This window comes from Oscillibacter sp. PC13 (assembly GCF_900115635.1).
Lineage (GTDB): Bacteria > Bacillota > Clostridia > Oscillospirales > Oscillospiraceae > Oscillibacter.
Map to the genome: position 1 here is coordinate 63,625 of NZ_FOXE01000009.1, position 16,851 is coordinate 80,475.

At 56.8% G+C, this 16,851-nt stretch carries 16 protein-coding genes and 1 other RNA gene; 7 read left to right on the plus strand and 10 right to left on the minus strand.

The window, feature by feature from the left end; genetic code table 11:
• Nucleotides 1-58 precede the first annotated feature (58 nt).
• The 5 genes from BMZ81_RS07080 to BMZ81_RS07100 all read right to left on the minus strand — a co-directional run bounded on the left by BMZ81_RS07080 (nucleotide 59) and on the right by BMZ81_RS07100 (nucleotide 3,869).
• The gene (locus BMZ81_RS07080) at nucleotides 59-793 is read right to left on the minus strand and encodes a DUF554 domain-containing protein (protein ID WP_091130384.1); all 735 of its coding nucleotides are present in this window, start codon (nucleotides 791-793) and stop codon (nucleotides 59-61) included.
• Nucleotides 793-1,524 (minus strand): tRNA threonylcarbamoyladenosine dehydratase, encoded by a 732-nt coding sequence (locus BMZ81_RS07085; RefSeq protein WP_091130265.1) that lies wholly within the window; start codon nucleotides 1,522-1,524, stop codon nucleotides 793-795. The genes BMZ81_RS07080 and BMZ81_RS07085 overlap by 1 nt, the downstream gene beginning before the upstream one ends.
• Nucleotides 1,525-1,601: 77 nt before the next feature.
• Nucleotides 1,602-3,134 (minus strand): peptidylprolyl isomerase, encoded by a 1,533-nt coding sequence (locus BMZ81_RS07090; protein WP_091130268.1) that lies wholly within the window; start codon nucleotides 3,132-3,134, stop codon nucleotides 1,602-1,604.
• 183 nt (nucleotides 3,135-3,317) lie between these two features.
• Nucleotides 3,318-3,516: non-coding RNA, 6S RNA (gene ssrS, locus BMZ81_RS07095), on the minus strand.
• Nucleotides 3,517-3,581: 65 nt separating this feature from the next.
• Nucleotides 3,582-3,869, minus strand: a complete 288-nt coding sequence (locus BMZ81_RS07100) for a DUF1292 domain-containing protein (RefSeq protein WP_091130270.1) — start codon at nucleotides 3,867-3,869, stop codon at nucleotides 3,582-3,584.
• A 298-nt stretch (nucleotides 3,870-4,167) separates the two neighbouring features.
• On the opposite strand from BMZ81_RS07100, the gene BMZ81_RS07105 reads away from it, so the two are divergent.
• The 6 genes from BMZ81_RS07105 (at nucleotide 4,168) to BMZ81_RS07130 (ending at nucleotide 12,064) form a co-directional block, all read left to right on the plus strand.
• On the plus strand, nucleotides 4,168-6,798 hold the full coding sequence (locus BMZ81_RS07105) for a transglycosylase domain-containing protein (protein WP_177187237.1): 2,631 nt from the start codon (nucleotides 4,168-4,170) through the stop codon (nucleotides 6,796-6,798).
• Nucleotides 6,799-7,168: 370 nt separating this feature from the next.
• Nucleotides 7,169-7,609 carry an ACT domain-containing protein gene (locus BMZ81_RS07110; RefSeq protein WP_091130274.1) on the plus strand — a complete coding sequence of 147 codons (441 nt, stop codon included), beginning with the start codon at nucleotides 7,169-7,171 and terminating at the stop codon, nucleotides 7,607-7,609.
• 15 nt (nucleotides 7,610-7,624) lie between these two features.
• Nucleotides 7,625-8,818: a homoserine dehydrogenase gene (locus tag BMZ81_RS07115; RefSeq protein ID WP_091130276.1), complete on the plus strand. Its 1,194-nt coding sequence runs from the start codon at nucleotides 7,625-7,627 to the stop codon at nucleotides 8,816-8,818.
• A gap of 74 nt (nucleotides 8,819-8,892) precedes the next feature.
• Nucleotides 8,893-10,104 carry an aspartate kinase gene (locus BMZ81_RS07120; protein ID WP_091130278.1) on the plus strand — a complete coding sequence of 404 codons (1,212 nt, stop codon included), beginning with the start codon at nucleotides 8,893-8,895 and terminating at the stop codon, nucleotides 10,102-10,104.
• Nucleotides 10,105-10,324: 220 nt separating this feature from the next.
• Nucleotides 10,325-10,594 carry an ACT domain-containing protein gene (locus BMZ81_RS07125; RefSeq protein ID WP_091130281.1) on the plus strand — a complete coding sequence of 90 codons (270 nt, stop codon included), beginning with the start codon at nucleotides 10,325-10,327 and terminating at the stop codon, nucleotides 10,592-10,594.
• A 111-nt stretch (nucleotides 10,595-10,705) separates the two neighbouring features.
• Nucleotides 10,706-12,064, plus strand: a complete 1,359-nt coding sequence (locus BMZ81_RS07130) for a PFL family protein (RefSeq protein WP_091130387.1) — start codon at nucleotides 10,706-10,708, stop codon at nucleotides 12,062-12,064.
• Between the two features lie 260 nt (nucleotides 12,065-12,324).
• On the opposite strand, the gene BMZ81_RS07135 is transcribed toward BMZ81_RS07130, so the two are convergent.
• The 4 genes from BMZ81_RS07135 to nth form a co-directional block, all read right to left on the minus strand.
• On the minus strand, nucleotides 12,325-12,696 hold the full coding sequence (locus tag BMZ81_RS07135; RefSeq protein WP_091130283.1) for a hypothetical protein: 372 nt from the start codon (nucleotides 12,694-12,696) through the stop codon (nucleotides 12,325-12,327).
• 3 nt (nucleotides 12,697-12,699) lie between these two features.
• Nucleotides 12,700-13,194, minus strand: a complete 495-nt coding sequence (locus BMZ81_RS07140; RefSeq protein WP_091130285.1) for a hypothetical protein — start codon at nucleotides 13,192-13,194, stop codon at nucleotides 12,700-12,702.
• Nucleotides 13,195-13,223: 29 nt separating this feature from the next.
• On the minus strand, nucleotides 13,224-13,478 hold the full coding sequence (locus tag BMZ81_RS07145) for a hypothetical protein (RefSeq protein ID WP_091130288.1): 255 nt from the start codon (nucleotides 13,476-13,478) through the stop codon (nucleotides 13,224-13,226).
• Nucleotides 13,479-13,579: 101 nt separating this feature from the next.
• Entirely contained in the window at nucleotides 13,580-14,221 is a 642-nt protein-coding gene (gene nth, locus BMZ81_RS07150) for an endonuclease III (RefSeq protein ID WP_091130289.1), read from the minus strand.
• A gap of 372 nt (nucleotides 14,222-14,593) precedes the next feature.
• Between nth and BMZ81_RS07155 the strand changes: the two genes are divergently transcribed.
• Nucleotides 14,594-15,865: a replication-associated recombination protein A gene (locus BMZ81_RS07155; RefSeq protein ID WP_091130292.1), complete on the plus strand. Its 1,272-nt coding sequence runs from the start codon at nucleotides 14,594-14,596 to the stop codon at nucleotides 15,863-15,865.
• On the opposite strand, the gene BMZ81_RS07160 is transcribed toward BMZ81_RS07155, so the two are convergent.
• A complete protein-coding gene (locus BMZ81_RS07160) occupies nucleotides 15,843-16,772 on the minus strand; it encodes a S1 RNA-binding domain-containing protein (protein ID WP_091130294.1) in 930 nt (309 codons plus the stop codon). The genes BMZ81_RS07155 and BMZ81_RS07160 overlap by 23 nt on opposite strands.
• Between the last annotated feature and the right edge of the window lie 79 nt (nucleotides 16,773-16,851).

Here is a 16,851-nt window from a genome sequence, read left to right on the forward strand (position 1 = left end):
GAAACCGTAAAACCCATAAAGAAGCACCGGAAAAGACGCAGCTGTTCCGGTGCTTCTTTCACATGACCATACACAAAAAGATGGGGAGAATGCAGGCAGGCACCAGATTCATTACTTTGATTTTTGTGCAGCCAAGCATATTAAACGCCAGAGCCGCAATCAGCAAGGAACCCACACAAGTCATCTCGGCAATTACCGCCTTGCCCAGGTAGGGGGAGATGAAGGAGGCCAGAACAGCAATGGTCCCCTGATAGAGGAAAACAGCCACAGCGGAGAAGGCCACGCCAATGCCCAGGGAGGAGGAGAACACAATAGCGCTGATGCCGTCCAGCAGGGACTTGGCAAAGAGCGTGGTGTGGTCTCCGGTCAAACCGTCCTGTAAGGCCCCCACAATGGCCATGGCGCCCACGCAGAAGAGAAGGCTGGCGGTGACGAATCCCTCAGATACGGAGGCTGTGGCGTCGTCCTGGCGGACCAGCCGCTCGGTTTTCTTCTGTACCAAGTCCCCAAGCGCGTGCATCCGGCGATCCAGATCCAGCAGCTCGCCAAGAATGGCACCCAGCACCATGGAGACAATGGTGATCAGCGTGTTTTCTCCGGCAAGACAGCCGGCGATACCGATATAGAGGACGCAGAGGGCAACGCCCTTCATAATAATGTCCTGTAGACGCAGACCTAGATTATTGGCACCGGCAAGGCCACCGGAGAATTTGCCTGCCGCCCATTTCAGCAGCAGACCTGCGGCGGAACCGGCCAGAATAGCCAGGGCATTGACAATACTTCCAGTTAACATCATTCGTTCGCTCTTTCTTTGTTGATCAAATCCCGCACCACGGCACTGCCCAGAAGAAGGCCTGCCGTGGCGGGAACCCAGGGATTACTTGCGGGAACACTGCGTCGGCCTGGGGGCGGAGTCTCCAACTGGGCTGTATGGACAGGCTCCTCCGGGCTGAACACCACACGCAGGTGCTCAATCCCCCGTGCCCGCAGTTCCTTGCGCATGACCCGCGCCAGCGGACAGCCATAGGTTTTGGACAGGTCGGTCAGCTGCAGCAGTGTGGGATCCAGCTTGTTGCCGGTTCCAAGGGCCATCACCAGGGGGATCTGCAGCCGCAAGGCCGTCTCGGCCAAATCAAGTTTGCAGCTGACCAGATCAATGGCATCCACAATATAGTCGTATCGGCAGCCGGCAGGGAAGAAGTCCTCCCGGTGGGCGGCATCATAGGTGGCACAGAGAGGGTGCACCTGCAGTGCGGGATTGATATCCTGCAGGCGGGCAGCCATGGCCTCCGCCTTGCTGCGTCCGACGGTGGAGTGAAGCGCTTCCAGCTGGCGGTTCAAATTTGTAATGCCAACCGTATCCTGATCCACCAGCGTCAGTTCCCCAACGCCGGATCGGGCCAGGCATTCGGCGGTATAGCTGCCGACACCGCCCAGGCCGAAAAGCAGAACATGGCTTTGGGCCAAACGGGATTGGGCCTCTGCTCCCCAGAGCATTTCATTGCGTAAGAAAGGCGTTTCCATTTGCACGCTCCCTTCCAAATTTTAAAAAGTGGACGGCCTTGAGACTTCAAAGCCGTCCACTTTCACGTGCGGAACAATCAGCCCACGAACTTCATACCAAAGTCCTGCTGTTCGGCAGCGTAATCCGCAACCACGCCGTCCAGCCAATCATTAAAATCGGTGGAAGCCAGCGTGGAACGCACCTGTACCTGCCAGTAGGGGAGGTTGGTGCCCACAAAGTACATGATGTGATAGCCGTAATCCGTCTCCACGATGCCGGTGTCACCGCTTTTGCGGCCGGCATCAAAGCACCAGTCATTGAAGGCGGTGACCATCTGCCCTTGATAGACCTGCTCATACAGGCCGCCGTTGGTATTGGATCCGCCGTCACTGGAATTCTCATTGGCCAGCTGGGCGAAGGAGTCCTCGGTGGCCTCGCCGGACTTCCACTGTTCCAAAAGCTCTTCCGCCTTCTGCTTGGCGGCGTCCTTCTTGGCGGCTACATCGGCATCATACCCCTCGTCGTCCTTTGCCAGGGTGGTGGCCTCAGGCTGGATGAGGATATGACGCACATCCACAGTGAGATAATCCTCGCGATAGCGATTCCGGAAGGAGACAACATAGTAGCAGGAGTTGTCTGCATCCTCCAGCACAGCGGAGTCGCCGGCCTTGCGGCTGCTGTCAAAGAGCCAGTTTGTCAGGACAGTATCGGAATAGGTGCCCTTCTCCGTATCCGTGGCGGAGGCATCCTCATTGCCGTCCGCCAAATCAGACATGCTCTCACCGCTCTGCCAAGCAGCATACATGCTGTCGGCCGCCTCCTTGGCGGCGGCCATTGCCGCTGCCGTCATCTCGTCTGTCACTTCAATGTCATTGCCATCAGCGTCTTTCGTATCAGCGGCGCCGCTGATGCGGATGGACTCGTAAGAAACCTTGTCATAGGCATTCGGGTCTGCATTGTAGCTTTCAGTCAACTGATCCTCAGAATATACCAAAGAGCTCTCATAATCCTGCATATAGGCGTTTGCCAGCAGGGAACGCTTCAGCTGCTCCTGATAGATCTTGGGGGTCATCGTGCTGCCAAAGAGCATGCCTAAATACTGCTTTTGGGTATAGCCATAGTTGCTTGCGGCGGTCTTCAGGGATTCCATGGAGCTGTCCAGTTGAGCCTGCAGATCATCTGTCCATGCAAAGCCAGATTCCTCCGCCAGGGTATTCATGGCCTGAACCTGCTCCATCTGGGTCAGGGCTTGATCCAGGAAGTAATCATACCAAGTCTGGTCGCCGAATTGCTGATCCTTTAAATCCTTGCTGGCATCCAGGCCCAGCATACTGAGATAGGAATAGTTCTGGTTGACAAAGCTCTGGTAGGTATTTTGAAAATAGAAATTTACCTCAGCGGCAGTATACTTCTCATCGCCGATGGTGACGGCTGTAGCAGTTTTGGGGATGACATTGGATTTCCAAATCACACAGATAACAGCCACAACCACGAACACAACGGCAATCGTGCCATACAGGATATTGCTGCGCTTTTCCTCTTTACGCTGCTGGCTTTCACGGGCAGTCTTGGGGCCGTCCATGCCGGATTGCTGCTCCAAGCGGTTCTTCTTTTCTCTTGATGCACTCATTTGTGTTTCAGTCCTCTCAAGTATTCAGGTGCAAGATTTTGACAAACCATAAACGCACTTGCATATTATACTGGAAATATGCCGATTCTGCAAGTGGAAAATATAGAATACACATTATAATAAAAAGGAAACGGCATATACGATATATGGCAAAAAAACAGAGCAGACAAGCTGCCCTGATAAAGAATCCCCGCAGTGGCCGTGTAGATCTCGTTATAACCTGCACCTTCAAGGCCAGGTGGGTTGCCTCCAGAGTGCTTTACTGCTTCCAACTTCCAGCCGCAAACAGCAGCCGGGAGGCCTGCAAGCCACACCCTGATCCGGCATCCCTTATAACGAAATGTGGGTTAAAAAAGACCTATCACGAACCCCGCAGGGATCATTACAACTTAACAGATCCAAATGCAGAATACAATCGAAACTACATAGAACTTTCGCGTGGAGGAGTTATTCCTCTTCGTCTTCAAACAGGGATTCCATAAAAAGATCGTACACGGCGTCCAACTCCTCATCCGTATCCAGAGTGGAGAGAAGATCCTCACCGTCTTCGTGGATGACCTTCAAAATCACCAATCCCTGCTCTTCTTCCTTCACATCCCCGTCCTCAGTTTCAACAGGGAAGAACGCCTGATACTGCTGCCCGTTGTACTCCAGGGCATCCACAAATTCCAGGACAATTTCCTCTCCATCTTCATCGGTAATGGTGATAAAGGTAGGGCCGTATTCTTCACTCATAGCCTGATATCCTTTCCTGTTTGACTTGTTCCTATTGTAGCGGATTTCCGTCAGGATTGCAAGAGCGACAAGTTTGACAAAAGCTCAAAAGCAGAGCCCTATGGACAGAATTATCCTGCCCATATTGAAAAAAACATGTGAAAGTGGAACTTTTTTATGAGTGAAAGCGACATTTTCAATGTTGACAGGGGATGGTACAATAGAAAATATTATGGCGTATTGCGAGCTTTGCAGCCGCTTAAACCGCGACACGGCAGAGAGCGTGGAAAATTTGGAAAGGAAAAGGAGGTGCCTTGCATTGGAGCACAGAAGAAGGGAGCCGGCACATGAGAGAACTCAGCACAGCCGGGTTCCCAGACAACATCAGCGCACCAAAGAAGGGACCGGCCGGAAGGTGGCGTTCGTACTTGGAACACTCATCCTGATCGGCATTTGTACCGCGGTGATGATCGCGGGAATCTTCATGACGTATGTCAAGACCACATTGGCGCCGACACTGAAGGTCAATGCAGATGATTTCACCATGAATCAGAGCTCCATCATTTACTATCACGATGACAGCGTGACGGAAAATGACGGATGGGTGGAGTTTCAGACCGTCCACGGAGAGGAAAACCGTATCTGGGTGGACTATGACCAGATGCCGGATGCCTTGTGGCAGGCGGTGGTGGCCATTGAGGACCAGCGGTTCTTCCAGCACAACGGCGTGGACTGGAAGCGCACCATCGGCGCCACGGTGAATATGTTCATTGGCATGCGGGATACCTTCGGCGGTTCCACCATCACCCAGCAGGTGCTGAAAAATATGACCGGGGATGACAAACCCTATGTGAACCGGAAGGTGCGGGAGATTTTCCGCGCTCTGGAGTTTGAAAAGAACTACACGAAGCAGGAAATCCTGGAGTTGTATCTCAACACCATTTATCTGGGCAAGGGATGCTATGGAGTACAGACGGCGGCGGAATACTATTTCGGCAAGGATGTATCCGAGCTGAGTGTGGCGGAGTGCGCCAGCCTGATCGCCATTACCAACAACCCCTCCATGTACGGCCCGATGTACGACATCGAAATTACAGTGAAAAACGATGATGGGACAACAGAGATTAAGACGCCCCGTGAACTGAATAAGCAGCGGCAGGAGAATATTCTCTATAAGATGTATGACCCGGAGACAGGGCTGAATTATCTGACCAAGGAAGAGTATGAGACCGCGAAGAATGAAATCCTGTATTTTACCGACGGCACGACTTCCGCAGAGGATCTGGTGGCCCAGGCCAATGGCGGCATCAAGGTAAACTCCTGGTTTGTGGACCAGGTGATTCTGGATGTCTCCAATGACTTGGCAGAGCAGCTGAAGATCTCTGTCAAGGAGGCCAGGCTGAAGCTGTATAACAGCGGATACCGCATTTACACGACCATGGATCCGGATATCCAGGAAATTGCCGAATCCGTTTACGAGGACCGGAGCAACCTGGATGTCACCTCCCGCTCCGGACAGAAGCTTCAGTCCGGTATTACCATCATTGAACCCTCCACCGGCAATATTGTGGCGATGGTGGGTAAGGTGGGAGAGAAGACGGAGAACCTGGGCTGGAACTACGCCACCGGCCGCCGGCAGGTGGGCTCCTCTGTCAAGCCTCTGACGGTATATGCCCCCGCCCTGGATGCCGGCACGATCACCAACGCCTCTACATTTGACAACTATCCTGTCCGGCTGCTCAACGGAAACCCATGGCCAAAGAACTCTCCCCAGGGCTATACGGGGTGGACAACGCTGGCCACCGGCGTGGCCAGATCCATCAACACCGTGGCAGTTCAGGTGCTGAGTAAGCTTGGAGAGGCAAATTCCTATGCCTTTGCCACAGAGAAGCTGAACTTGAACCTCGTGCCAGACGATATGAATGTGGCGGCCTTGGGCCTTGGCGGACTGACCAACGGGTTGAATACGGTGGAGATGACGGCGGCCTATGCCACGTTTGCCAATGACGGAATCTATAATGAGCCGCGGACCTATGTGCGGGTTACGGATGTGGAAGGGAATGTCATTCTGGAAAATGAGGGCGAGAGCCATGTAGCCATGAAGGACACCACAGCCTATTTTATGAATGAACTGCTCAAGGGCGTTATTGCCAGCGGCACAGGCGGCAGCGCCCGGTTCAGCGGCATGACCATTGCCGGCAAAACCGGTACCACCAGCGAAAACTATGACCGGTATTTCGTGGGCTACACGCCCTATTATGCTGCCGCGGTTTGGACAGGCTATGACCAGAACGAGCGAATCAGCTACTCCGGCAACCCGGCCATCACCATGTGGAAAAAGGTGATGCAGCAGGTTCATGCGGATCTGCCGAACAAAGGCTTCAACAAGCCATCTGCAAACTTTGTGACGGTGAATGTCTGCGCGGACAGCGGCCTTCTGGCAACGGATGCCTGCGCCGCAGACGTCCGGGGCGAAAGCCGGGTGCGGTCTGTGACGGTTCTGGCCGGGACGGCGCCTACAGAGCCCTGCACCATGCATGTGTTCCGGGATTACTGCCCGGAGGGCAACTGCCTGGCCAGTGAATTCTGCCCGGTGGAAAGCGTTGTGCAGAAGAGCTTTTTGGACTACACCCGGGAGGACTATGGTCCCAGCATCGCTGCGGATGACAACGCCTATCTGCTGAGCACGTGGGAGGCCAAAGAGCCTTGTGCCGTACACACGGAGAATACGGTCACACCGGAGGATCCAGACAACCCCAACGGAGGAATCCTGGATCCAGACGATCCCAACTATGATCCAAGCGGCGGCTTCGGGGACGAAAACATGGGATCAGGGGAGAACGGTGGAAGCGGCGGCACAGAAACACCCCCGGAAGCAGACCCCAGCGACCCCAGCGGCGGCTTCGGTGATGCCAGCGGCGAGTGGTGGAATACGCTCTGGAACAATTAAGCAGGACCACACATGGCGGTCTGATACTCCGTCTGAGGCCTCCTGAATGGATGAAAAAGGGTGTGTACCAATCGGTACACACCCTTTTTTTGTAAATGGATGAACTCCAGCTTCAAGAGACATCAGAGGATACCGCCGTCCCGGTTCTGCCTCGCAGGTACGTTCTGCCTGGCTTTCTGAGGACAGATGATAGACTGACAGAATTGGTATTTTCCGCCATACCCGGCATTTTGCCCACGGGAGACGGACAAAACACGGGAATATTCCATGTTTTCCCCAAAAGAATTTTTGCCTTTTCGGTTGCAACTACGGCAAAAATATGTTAATATGAACGACATGCAAAGACAAATGACCGTAGGAGGCGGACTAAATGGCAAGAGAAGTCAAATACTACATTGTGGCCGCGGAGGCATTGCCCGAGATATTCATCAAAGTGGCAGAGGCAAAGCGCATGATGCAGACCGGCGAAGTGGACACTGTGGGCGCCGCCACAAAGCTGGCTGGAATCAGCCGCAGTGCATTTTATAAATATAAGGATTCTGTACAGCCCTTCAATGATATGAAGTCAGAGCACATCATCACCTTCTACGGCATGCTGAAGGATAATACCGGCGTGCTGAGCCGGGTGCTGTCGGTGTTTGCAACTTCGGGCGCCAATATCCTGACCATCAACCAGAGCATTCCCACCAACGGCTGCGCGGCGGTGACCATTTCTGCTGAGACCAGTGAGATGGAGGAGACGCTGGAGCAGCTCTTGGCGGATGTGTCTGCGGTGGACGGAGTCGTGCGCTTTGAGGTTCTGGCGGGCTGATAGAAGGAGAAAAAGATGATACAGATTGCAATCATGGGGCTTGGCACCGTGGGCACCGGCGTAGCCAAGGTGGTGGCGGAAAACGCCAAGCAAATTGAGCGGAAGCTGGGGGAGCCCCTGCAGGTGAAGGCCATCCTGGTCCGGCACTTTAAGGATGGCCCTTACCGCCAGCTGATGACGGACGATTTCAAAAAGATAGAAGAGGACGAGGATATCCGCGTGGTGGTGGAGACCATCGGCGGTGTGGAGGCGGCCTACGAATACACCAAGCGGGCCCTGTCTGCCGGCAAACATGTGGTAACCGCCAACAAGCAGTTGGTGGCGGAGAAGGGCTGCGAGCTGCTGGAGTTGGCAAAGAAAAAAGGGGTCAGCTACCTGTTTGAGGCCAGCGTGGGCGGCGGTATTCCCATCCTGCATCCCCTGACCCAGTGCATGGCCGCCAACCGCATTGATGAAGTATACGGCATTTTGAACGGCACCACCAACTATATTCTCACCCGGATGGTCCGCACGGGCGCCTTTTTCACGGATGCCCTGCGGGAGGCACAGGCCAAGGGGTATGCAGAGGCGGATCCAACCGCCGATGTGGAGGGAATTGACGCAGGCCGGAAAACCTGCATCCTGGCGGATCTGGCCTTTGGACACCAGGTGGATCCTGCCTGTGTTCCCATGGAGGGGATTACAAAGCTGTCCCTTCGGGATGTGAAGATTGCCCAGCGGGCCGGCTACCGGGTCAAGCTGCTGGGCCGGGCAGTGCGCTTGCCCGGCGGCGGCCGCACCGCCTATGTGGCGCCGCACCTGATTCCAGAGGAGCACCCCCTTGCCAACGTGGAGGACGTATTCAATGCCGTGGTGGTGAAGGGCAACGCCACGGGAGAGGTGATGTTTTACGGCAAGGGAGCCGGGGAGCTTCCCACCGCCTCCGCCTGTGTGGCGGATGTGATGGAAGCGCTTCAGGCCAGTCCCCGGCGGGAGGAGATCGGCTGGATCTCGGACGCTTCCGGCTTTGAGGATCCGATGGAGCTTCATACCCGGTATTATTTCCGGATTGAAGGCAGCCTGACGGATGCCGCCATGGCTTTCGGGCAGGTAGAGGTGCTCAGCGAGGATGGGGAGACCGCCTTTCTGACCGATCGCATCAGCGGACAGGATGCCCGGCAGCAGTCTAAGTTTTTAAATGTACTGGCCTGCATGCGGGTGCTGGAGTGATTCCCAAAGAGACTGCAGATGCGTATGATAGAGCAGGAACGCAAATCAATTTCGAATATAAAGAAGGAAACACTATGAGTTTGATCGTACAGAAATTTGGCGGCAGCAGCGTGAAGGATGCCAAGCGCGTCCGGAATGTAGCTGGCATCATTGCAGAGACGTATCTTGCAGGCAACGACGTCATTGTGGTGCTGTCCGCCCAGGGCGATACCACCGACGACCTGATTGCCAAGGCAGAGGAGATTAACCCCCGCGCATCCAAGCGGGAAATGGATATGCTGCTGTCCACGGGCGAGCAAATTTCCGTGGCCCTGTGCGCCATGGCGCTGGAGGCTATGGGGCTGCCCTGCGTTTCCCTGGCGGCCTGGCAGGTGGGGATCCAGTCCACCTCCGTCCACTCAGACGCCCGCATTAAGAAGATTGACAGTGAGCGGATCCAGTCCGAGCTGGATCAGCATCGGATTGTAATTGTCACCGGCTTCCAAGGGGTTGACCGCAATGGCGACGTCACCACCTTGGGCCGCGGCGGCTCCGATACCAGTGCCGTGGCGCTGGCTGCGACGTTCCGGGCGGATCTGTGTCAGATCTATACAGATGTGGACGGTGTGTATACCACCGATCCCCGCATTGTCCCCAATGCCCGCAAGCTGGAGGAAATTACCTATGACGAGATGCTGGAGCTTGCATCCCAAGGTGCGCAGGTGCTGCACAACCGCAGTGTGGAGCTTGCAAAGAAGTTCAGAGTGAATTTGGAAGTCGTGTCCAGTCTGGAGAGAAAGCCCGGCACGAAAATTAAGGAGGTCACAAAAGTGGAAAAAACCAATATCGCCGGTGTTGCAAAGGATACCAGCATCGCCCGCGTTGCCCTGATCGGATTGCAGCACAATCCCGGCGTTGCGTTCCAGGTATTCGACCTGCTGAGCAAGCACAACATCAATGTGGACGTGATTCTGCAGTCCATCGGCCGGGAGGAGACCAAGGACATCACCTTCACGGTACATAAGAAGGACGTGGAGGAGACAGAGAACATCCTCAACGAGCACAAAGAGGCGCTGCGGTTTGATCACATTGAGACAGACGACAAGATTGGCAAAGTCTCTATTGTGGGCGCTGGATTAATGAGCAACTGCGGTGTGGCAGCCAAGATGTTTGAGGCTCTGTATGAGGCCGGCATCAATATTCAAATGATCAACACCTCCGAGATCCGGGTTTCCGTCCTGCTGGACGAAGAGGATGTCAACAGAGCGGTTAAGGCGATCCACGCAAAGTTTTTTGACGAGGTTTAGCGCCCCGGCGGACTATATCCCTCCGGGACTAGACGGTCCGTCTCTGCAGCAGAGCCTGTATTCGGCGTGCGGGCGCGGCTGCGGCAGGGCGGGGGGCCGCCCGCCGGACAGGAGCGTTTCAGGAGCGCGCTTCCATTGGGAGGCGCGCTTTTTTCCATTTGCACTACCGGGCAGTTCGTGATAGAATCAAACAATAACCCTGTTTTAAAGGAGGAAGTTTATGAACGCCATCGTCACCGTTGTCGGTCAGGATCGGGTGGGCATCATTGCCGCCATTTGTAATCAGCTGGCCGGATTCAACGTCAATATTTTGGATATTTCCCAGACGATTCTGCAGGGGGCCTTTACCATGGTCATGGCCGTGGACGCCAGCGCCGCCACGGCATCCTTTGGAGATCTGAATACCGCACTGGCGGAGCTTGGCAATGAGATGGGCCTGTCCATCCGCATCCAGCGGGAGGAGATTTTCGACGCGATGCACAGAATTTAAGGAAGGTGCGTCCTTCTTTCCATGCCGGCGACGTCTGTCGCAGGCAGCAAGGCGGCATTCTGCCGCGTCCGGCGCCTGTGCGCCGGAAACGCTATACATTTGGAGGCATTTATGCTCAATCAGAAGGAGATCCTCTCCACCATTGAAATGATAGACCAGCAGCATTTGGATATCCGCACCATCACCATGGGCATCTCGCTTTTGAGTTGCTGTGATCCGGATCCGGTGCGGGCCTGTGAGAAGATTTACGATAAGATTACCCGCTATGCCGAGCGCCTGGTGAAAACCGGGGAAGATATCGAGCGGGAATTCGGCATTCCCATCGTCAACAAGCGGATTTCCATCACGCCCATGGCCTTGGTGGCCGGGGCCAGCGAGACGGAGGACTACGTACCCTTCGCCCTGGCCATGGATCGGGCCGCTAGAACCTGCGGCGTCAATTTCATCGGCGGCTATTCTGCCATGGTACAGAAGGGGATGACAAAGGCAGATGAGAAGCTCATTCGCTCCATTCCGGAAGCCTTGGCCCGGACGGAGCTGGTCTGCTCCTCTGTCAACGTGGGATCCACCAAGGCGGGCATCAACATGGATGCGGTGTCCCTCATGGGACGTATCATCAAGGATACCGCCAAGGCCACCGAGGCGGACGACGGTCTTGGCTGCGCGAAGCTGGTGGTGTTTTGCAATGCGGTGGAGGACAACCCCTTTATGGCTGGTGCCTTCCACGGCGTGGGCGAGGCGGAGAAGGTTATCAACGTGGGCGTCTCCGGCCCCGGCGTGGTGTATCATGCGCTGCAGGCGGTAAAGGGCCAGCCCTTTGACGTGGTGGCCGAGACGGTAAAGAAAACAGCCTTCCGGGTGACCCGTATGGGCCAGCTGGTGGCCCGTGAGGCCAGCAGCCGTCTGGATACGCCCTTCGGCATTGTGGACCTCTCCTTGGCGCCTACGCCCGCTGTCGGCGACAGCGTAGCCCGGATTCTGGAGGAGATGGGCCTGGAGACCTGCGGCACCCACGGCACCACGGCCGCGCTGGCTCTTTTGAACGACGCGGTGAAAAAGGGCGGCGTGATGGCGTCCTCCAGCGTGGGCGGCCTCTCCGGCGCGTTTATCCCCGTCAGTGAGGACGAGGGGATGATTGCCGCCGCGAAGGCGGGAACGCTGTGCCTGGACAAGCTGGAGGCCATGACCTGTGTGTGCTCGGTGGGGTTGGATATGATTGCGGTCCCCGGCGATACCCCGGCAGAGACCGTCGCCGCCATCATCGCTGACGAGGCGGCCATCGGCATGGTCAACTGCAAAACCACGGCTGTCCGCCTGCTGCCGGCACCCGGCAAAACGGTGGGGGATACCATTGAGATGGGCGGCCTGCTGGGAAGCGCTCCGGTGATGCCCGTGCATCCTGAATCCAGCGCAGACTTCATTGCACGCGGCGGCCGTATTCCGGCGCCGCTGCACAGCCTGAAGAACTGAGAAAATTTGGGAGAGCTCTTATTTCCCGGAGATGTGGCCGCCGCGGCCCTGCGCAGCAGGCACAAGCGGTTTGCCCAACGAACAAATCCTTGCCGTGGGGCAGATTCACGCTACCCAAGGAAGTGAAATGGAATCGGTGCCCCCACCGAATGACCATTCGGTGGGGGCCATCAAAAAAGCCAGCTCCTTTGAGAGCTGGCTTTTGCATTCGACGGGCGGCACAGGCAGAGAATCGGAGATTTCCGGCGAAAGAACTGCTGTTACAGAATTAAAAGCAGGCCCAGAGCCACCAGCAGTTCCTCATCCGCATCCTCACGGAACAGGAAGAACAGCAGCCCCAGCAAAAGAAGATCTCCAGTGTCCACATGATCCAGATGAAGCTGATCCAGAAAATGACGCAAAAAACCACTCAGCCCGTCGGTAAAGCGGCCAGTGGTTCCGCCGGGCGGCGGAGGGGGGCCAAAAGGTGGTTTTTCCGCGCTGCCGGGCCCCTGTTTTGTTCCGGACGGAAGCGGCGGTGGAGGGCTGGTATGAGACTGCTGAGGGTTCCGGGGAGACGGTGTACTCCGGGGCTCTTCCTCCGGAACGCGGGTATAAGAGCCGTTGTCATTGCGAATATAGCGGTTATACATCCATCACCCCTCCCATCCGGCCAGGAATTTTTTCCCCAGATGAAAGAGTCTGGCCAGCTGCAGTGCCCGTTCCACCTTTTCCTGGCGCTCGGCATTCAGGTAGGGGCGGAGGGCATAAAGGAGTTGCCGGGCGTTGGAGTCCTGCTGGCTGCCAAGCTCCTGAATCACCGGCAGCAGCTTCATCAAAAGCTTGGGATCCAGTCCGCTGGCAAGAGAGGACAGGGAGGAGAACAGATCCCCGCCTGCCGAGGGTGGTGGCGGCGCGGCCTGCCCGGAAAAGGGCTGCTGCCCCTGGGGAGGGCGCTGTCCGCCGAAGAGCGGCGGTGTGGCAGACGGCGTGGTTCCATTAGACGGGAACGGCGCAGAGGCCTGGGGCGGAGGCGGTGGTACAGCTTCTTGAGAGGAATTGCCGCCAAGGGACTGGGCCAGCTGCATAATCTGAGCCATGGCGTCCGGATTGGACAGCAGGCTGTTCAGTTTCTCATCAAATTCGGCCATTGCCGCCACCCGCCTTTCTCAAATTTCCGCTATTTCTGTACGGCCTGGTTGATACGGTTTACCAATTCTGCTCCATCGGGACTCTGCATCACCTGCTGCACCATCTGGGCCAGTGCTGCGGGATTGCCTCTGGCGGCGGCTTGGGCCGCCTGTTGCAGGCCTGCCCCGCCGCTTTGGGTCAGCATCCGCATCAGCGCCTGACCGTCCCGGGATTGGAGCAGGGACTGGAGCATCGCGGGATTCCCCCGGAGCTTTTCCATCATCTGCATCATCATTTCGTCCATAAATTGCCTCCTGTGGTTTGAACGTTTTGGTGTTCCAACCCAGTATATGAGGCAGAGACGAAAAACGTGCCTGCACATTGTGCAGGCACACGGAAAAGGATTCATTTGGCGGAGGATTTGCCCATGTCGCAGTCCTGCCGCAGAGGGCAGCTCTCGCACTTGGGAGAGCGGGCGGTGCAGGTGTCCCGGCCGAAGAGTACCATCCGGTGGCAGAAGTTGTTGGACTCCTTTGGGGGGATGACCTCCCGCAGCTGCCGCTCCACCTGGAGGGGGTCCTTTGCGCCGTCCGTAATGCCAAGACGTCCGGTGATGCGGATGCAGTGGGTATCACAGACGTAGGCGGGCTGACCGTATACATCGCCCAGAATCAGATTCGCTGTCTTGCGGCCAACACCGGGGAGGGCCGTCAGTTCATCCATCGTGTCCGGCACTTTGCCGCCGTGCTTTTCCAGCAGCATTTGAGAGCAGGCCACAATATCCCGGGCCTTGCCGTTGAAGAAACCGCAGGAGTGGATATACTCGCCCACCTCTTTGGGGTCCGCCTCTGCAAAGCTCTGCAGGGTGGGGAAGCGTTCGTACAGAGCGGGCGTCACCTTATTTACCCGTTCGTCGGTGCACTGGGCGGACAGCCGCACGGCAAACAGCAGCTCGTAGTCCTTTTCGTATTGCAAAGAGCACAGCGCGTCTGGATAGATGCCCTTCAGCGTCTCGATAATACGCTTTAAAGCGGCTTTGGATTTCATGTCGGTCACCTCTTTGCGACAGAATACCATAAAATCCGACCGTTGGCCAGTGGAGAATGCAACAATTCAGGGCATTTTGCCAAGGACCGGGCATCCAGCTCCGATTCCTTCCGGAAAGGCTGGCAGGGTGGAAGAGCACTCCCGCCGGATAATTTTCGATGGGAGACGGGGATACCCCCCAAACGGCTCTGGGCGGCAAGGCTGAAAAGACAGTGGAAATTCAGAAGAAACCGTGATAAAATACCAGACAGTGCAAAGAGACATTTGCGCGCATGCACCCGCTTTGCGATCTGGCGACATGATTGCAGGGTCAGAGTGCAAAAATGTCCATCTGGCAAGAACAAGCAGACAACCGGGAAGGGAGGGGGCTTTATGCGGCGGCCTCTGGCGGATGAAATCCGCCCCAAGACATTGGATGAGGTGGTGGGACAGCGGCACCTGCTGGCCCCGGGCGCGTTGCTGCGCCGCCTGATTGAAGGTGGAAGCGACGCCAACATGGTGTTTTATGGCCCCTCCGGCACCGGAAAGACCACCATTGCCAACATCATCGCAGCCAGGACTCATAAGACCCTGCACCGGCTGAACGCTACCACGGCGTCGCTTCAGGACGTGAAGGACATCATCGCAGACGTTGGAACCCTGATGGCGCCCGGCGGCATCCTGCTGTATCTGGACGAGATTCAGTACTTTAATAAAAAACAGCAGCAGAGCCTTCTGGAATTCATGGAGAACGGATCTCTGACACTGATTGCCTCCACCACGGAGAATCCCTACTTTTATGTGTACGGCGCGCTGCTGTCCCGCAGCACGGTGTTTGAGTTCAAGCAGGTGCCGCCGGAGGAGGCCTGCCCCGCTGTGGAGCGGGCGCTGCGGATTGAGCAGGAGCGGTCCGAGCTGCCTCTGACCTGGGAGGAGGGGCTTCCCCTTCAGATTGCCACATCCTGCGGCGGAGACGTGCGCAAGGCCATCAACGCGGTGGAGCTGCTGTGTGAGGCGGCGGCGCCTCAGGGCGGGGAACTGCGCCTGACCCGGAATGACGCGGAGCAGGCGGCGCAGAGAAGCGCCATGCGCTACGACAAGGGCGGAGACGCCATGTACGACATTGCTTCCGCCCTGATGAAGTCCCTCCGGGGCAGCGATCCGGACGCGGCGCTGCACTACCTGGCCCGTTTTCTGGAGGCGGGGGATCTGGTGACGCCCTGCCGGCGGCTGCTGTGCTCCGCCAGCGAGGATGTCGGCATGGCGTATCCACAGGCCATCTCCATCGTAAAGGCCTGCGTGGACACCGCCATGCAGCTGGGACTGCCGGAGGCGCAGCTGCCTCTGGCCCAAGCGGCCATCCTGCTGGCCACGGCGCCAAAGTCCAACAGTGTGGAGGAGGGTATCAGCCGGGCCAGGGCGGATATCCGCTCCGGCCGCACGGGAGATATTCCAAGGCAGCTGCAGAACGTCCACGCGGACTCTGCGGGCATGGAGCGGGAACAGGGATATCTCTACCCACATAACTTCCCCGGCCACTGGGTGGCCCAGCAGTATCTGCCGGATGCCCTGCGGGGGGCACATTACTACGAATACGGGGACAACAAGACGGAACAGGCCGCCAGAGCTTATTGGGAAAAAGTTAAGGGGCCGAAAAATCCGTGACAACCGGTTCTTTTTCATATCCCGGCGGGGAGTAGACCCAGCGGGTGAGCCGGCCGTCCGTCACCTGATAACGAAGAGGCGGCGGCACAGGGTCCGGCGGAAGCCGTTCAATCACCTGGAGCTTGATTTTCATGCGCTCCGGACGGATGCTCTTGATATAGACGGAGACGCCGTCGCCGGGGGTCAGCCCCTCCCGCGCATCCGCCAGACCGGAGAGGTTCGGCGTCAGTTCGATAAAGCTGCCGTATTCTTTCACACTGCGGACGGTACCCCGGACGGTTTCACCGGGGTGGAACCAGCTGGCGTTTTCCATCCAGGTGCCAAGAAGCTCCCGGTGGGTCATGGTGAAGCGGCGTTTTTCACGGTCAATGGACCACACTGCCGCCAGAATTTTCTGGCCCACCTGAAAGCGATCCTTCGGATGGGCGATCCGGGAGACAGAGATGTGCTCGATGGGCATCATGGCGACAATGCCGCAGCCGATATCCAAAAACGCACCAAAAGACTCCAGATGGGTTACCCGGGCAGTGAGAACGGTGCCTGGCTGCAGCGTCTCCAAAAAGAAGTCCATGGCCTGTTCCTGAGCAGCCCGCCTGGAAAGCAGCGCCACAGGGGCACCTTTTTCATCCGACTGCAGGGAAGTGACAGTAAAGCATGTTTGCTTGCCAACTCTTGACAATACGGCAATATCTCGTCCAGATCCGCTGATCCAGGGAGCCAGCACCTCTGTGCGGGGGATTTGTCCGTGAACTGCACCCAACGGAATGTGGAGGGTGTGCTGCGTGTCACATCTCTGGACAGTACCTTCCAGAATGGCGCCGCTTTCCAGGGCGTCCTGCAGGGTGGAGAGGGAACAGGCCGTCGGGGGACGCAGGCCCTCTGGCAGATACAGGTTGTTTTCCGGCATATGTCTCATCCTATCTGCCGCATATGCGGCGTTCATTTTCATTTAAGACTGATACCGTACTATATGCAAGAACTGACAT

Excerpts from the sequence above, each read along its gene's own strand:
- BMZ81_RS07080 (WP_091130384.1), bottom strand. The coding sequence starts at position 793 with ATGTTAACTGGAAGTATTGTCAATGCCCTGGCTATTCTGGCCGGTTCC.
- BMZ81_RS07085 (WP_091130265.1), bottom strand. The coding sequence starts at position 1,524 with ATGGAAACGCCTTTCTTACGCAATGAAATGCTCTGGGGAGCAGAGGCC.
- BMZ81_RS07090 (WP_091130268.1), bottom strand. The coding sequence starts at position 3,134 with ATGAGTGCATCAAGAGAAAAGAAGAACCGCTTGGAGCAGCAATCCGGC.
- BMZ81_RS07100 (WP_091130270.1), bottom strand. The coding sequence starts at position 3,869 with ATGAGTGAAGAATACGGCCCTACCTTTATCACCATTACCGATGAAGAT.
- BMZ81_RS07110 (WP_091130274.1), top strand. The coding sequence starts at position 7,169 with ATGGCAAGAGAAGTCAAATACTACATTGTGGCCGCGGAGGCATTGCCC.
- BMZ81_RS07115 (WP_091130276.1), top strand. The coding sequence starts at position 7,625 with ATGATACAGATTGCAATCATGGGGCTTGGCACCGTGGGCACCGGCGTA.
- BMZ81_RS07120 (WP_091130278.1), top strand. The coding sequence starts at position 8,893 with ATGAGTTTGATCGTACAGAAATTTGGCGGCAGCAGCGTGAAGGATGCC.
- BMZ81_RS07125 (WP_091130281.1), top strand. The coding sequence starts at position 10,325 with ATGAACGCCATCGTCACCGTTGTCGGTCAGGATCGGGTGGGCATCATT.
- BMZ81_RS07130 (WP_091130387.1), top strand. The coding sequence starts at position 10,706 with ATGCTCAATCAGAAGGAGATCCTCTCCACCATTGAAATGATAGACCAG.
- BMZ81_RS07135 (WP_091130283.1), bottom strand. The coding sequence starts at position 12,696 with ATGTATAACCGCTATATTCGCAATGACAACGGCTCTTATACCCGCGTT.
- BMZ81_RS07140 (WP_091130285.1), bottom strand. The coding sequence starts at position 13,194 with ATGGCCGAATTTGATGAGAAACTGAACAGCCTGCTGTCCAATCCGGAC.
- BMZ81_RS07145 (WP_091130288.1), bottom strand. The coding sequence starts at position 13,478 with ATGGACGAAATGATGATGCAGATGATGGAAAAGCTCCGGGGGAATCCC.
- nth (WP_091130289.1), bottom strand. The coding sequence starts at position 14,221 with ATGAAATCCAAAGCCGCTTTAAAGCGTATTATCGAGACGCTGAAGGGC.
- BMZ81_RS07155 (WP_091130292.1), top strand. The coding sequence starts at position 14,594 with ATGCGGCGGCCTCTGGCGGATGAAATCCGCCCCAAGACATTGGATGAG.
- BMZ81_RS07160 (WP_091130294.1), bottom strand. The coding sequence starts at position 16,772 with ATGCCGGAAAACAACCTGTATCTGCCAGAGGGCCTGCGTCCCCCGACG.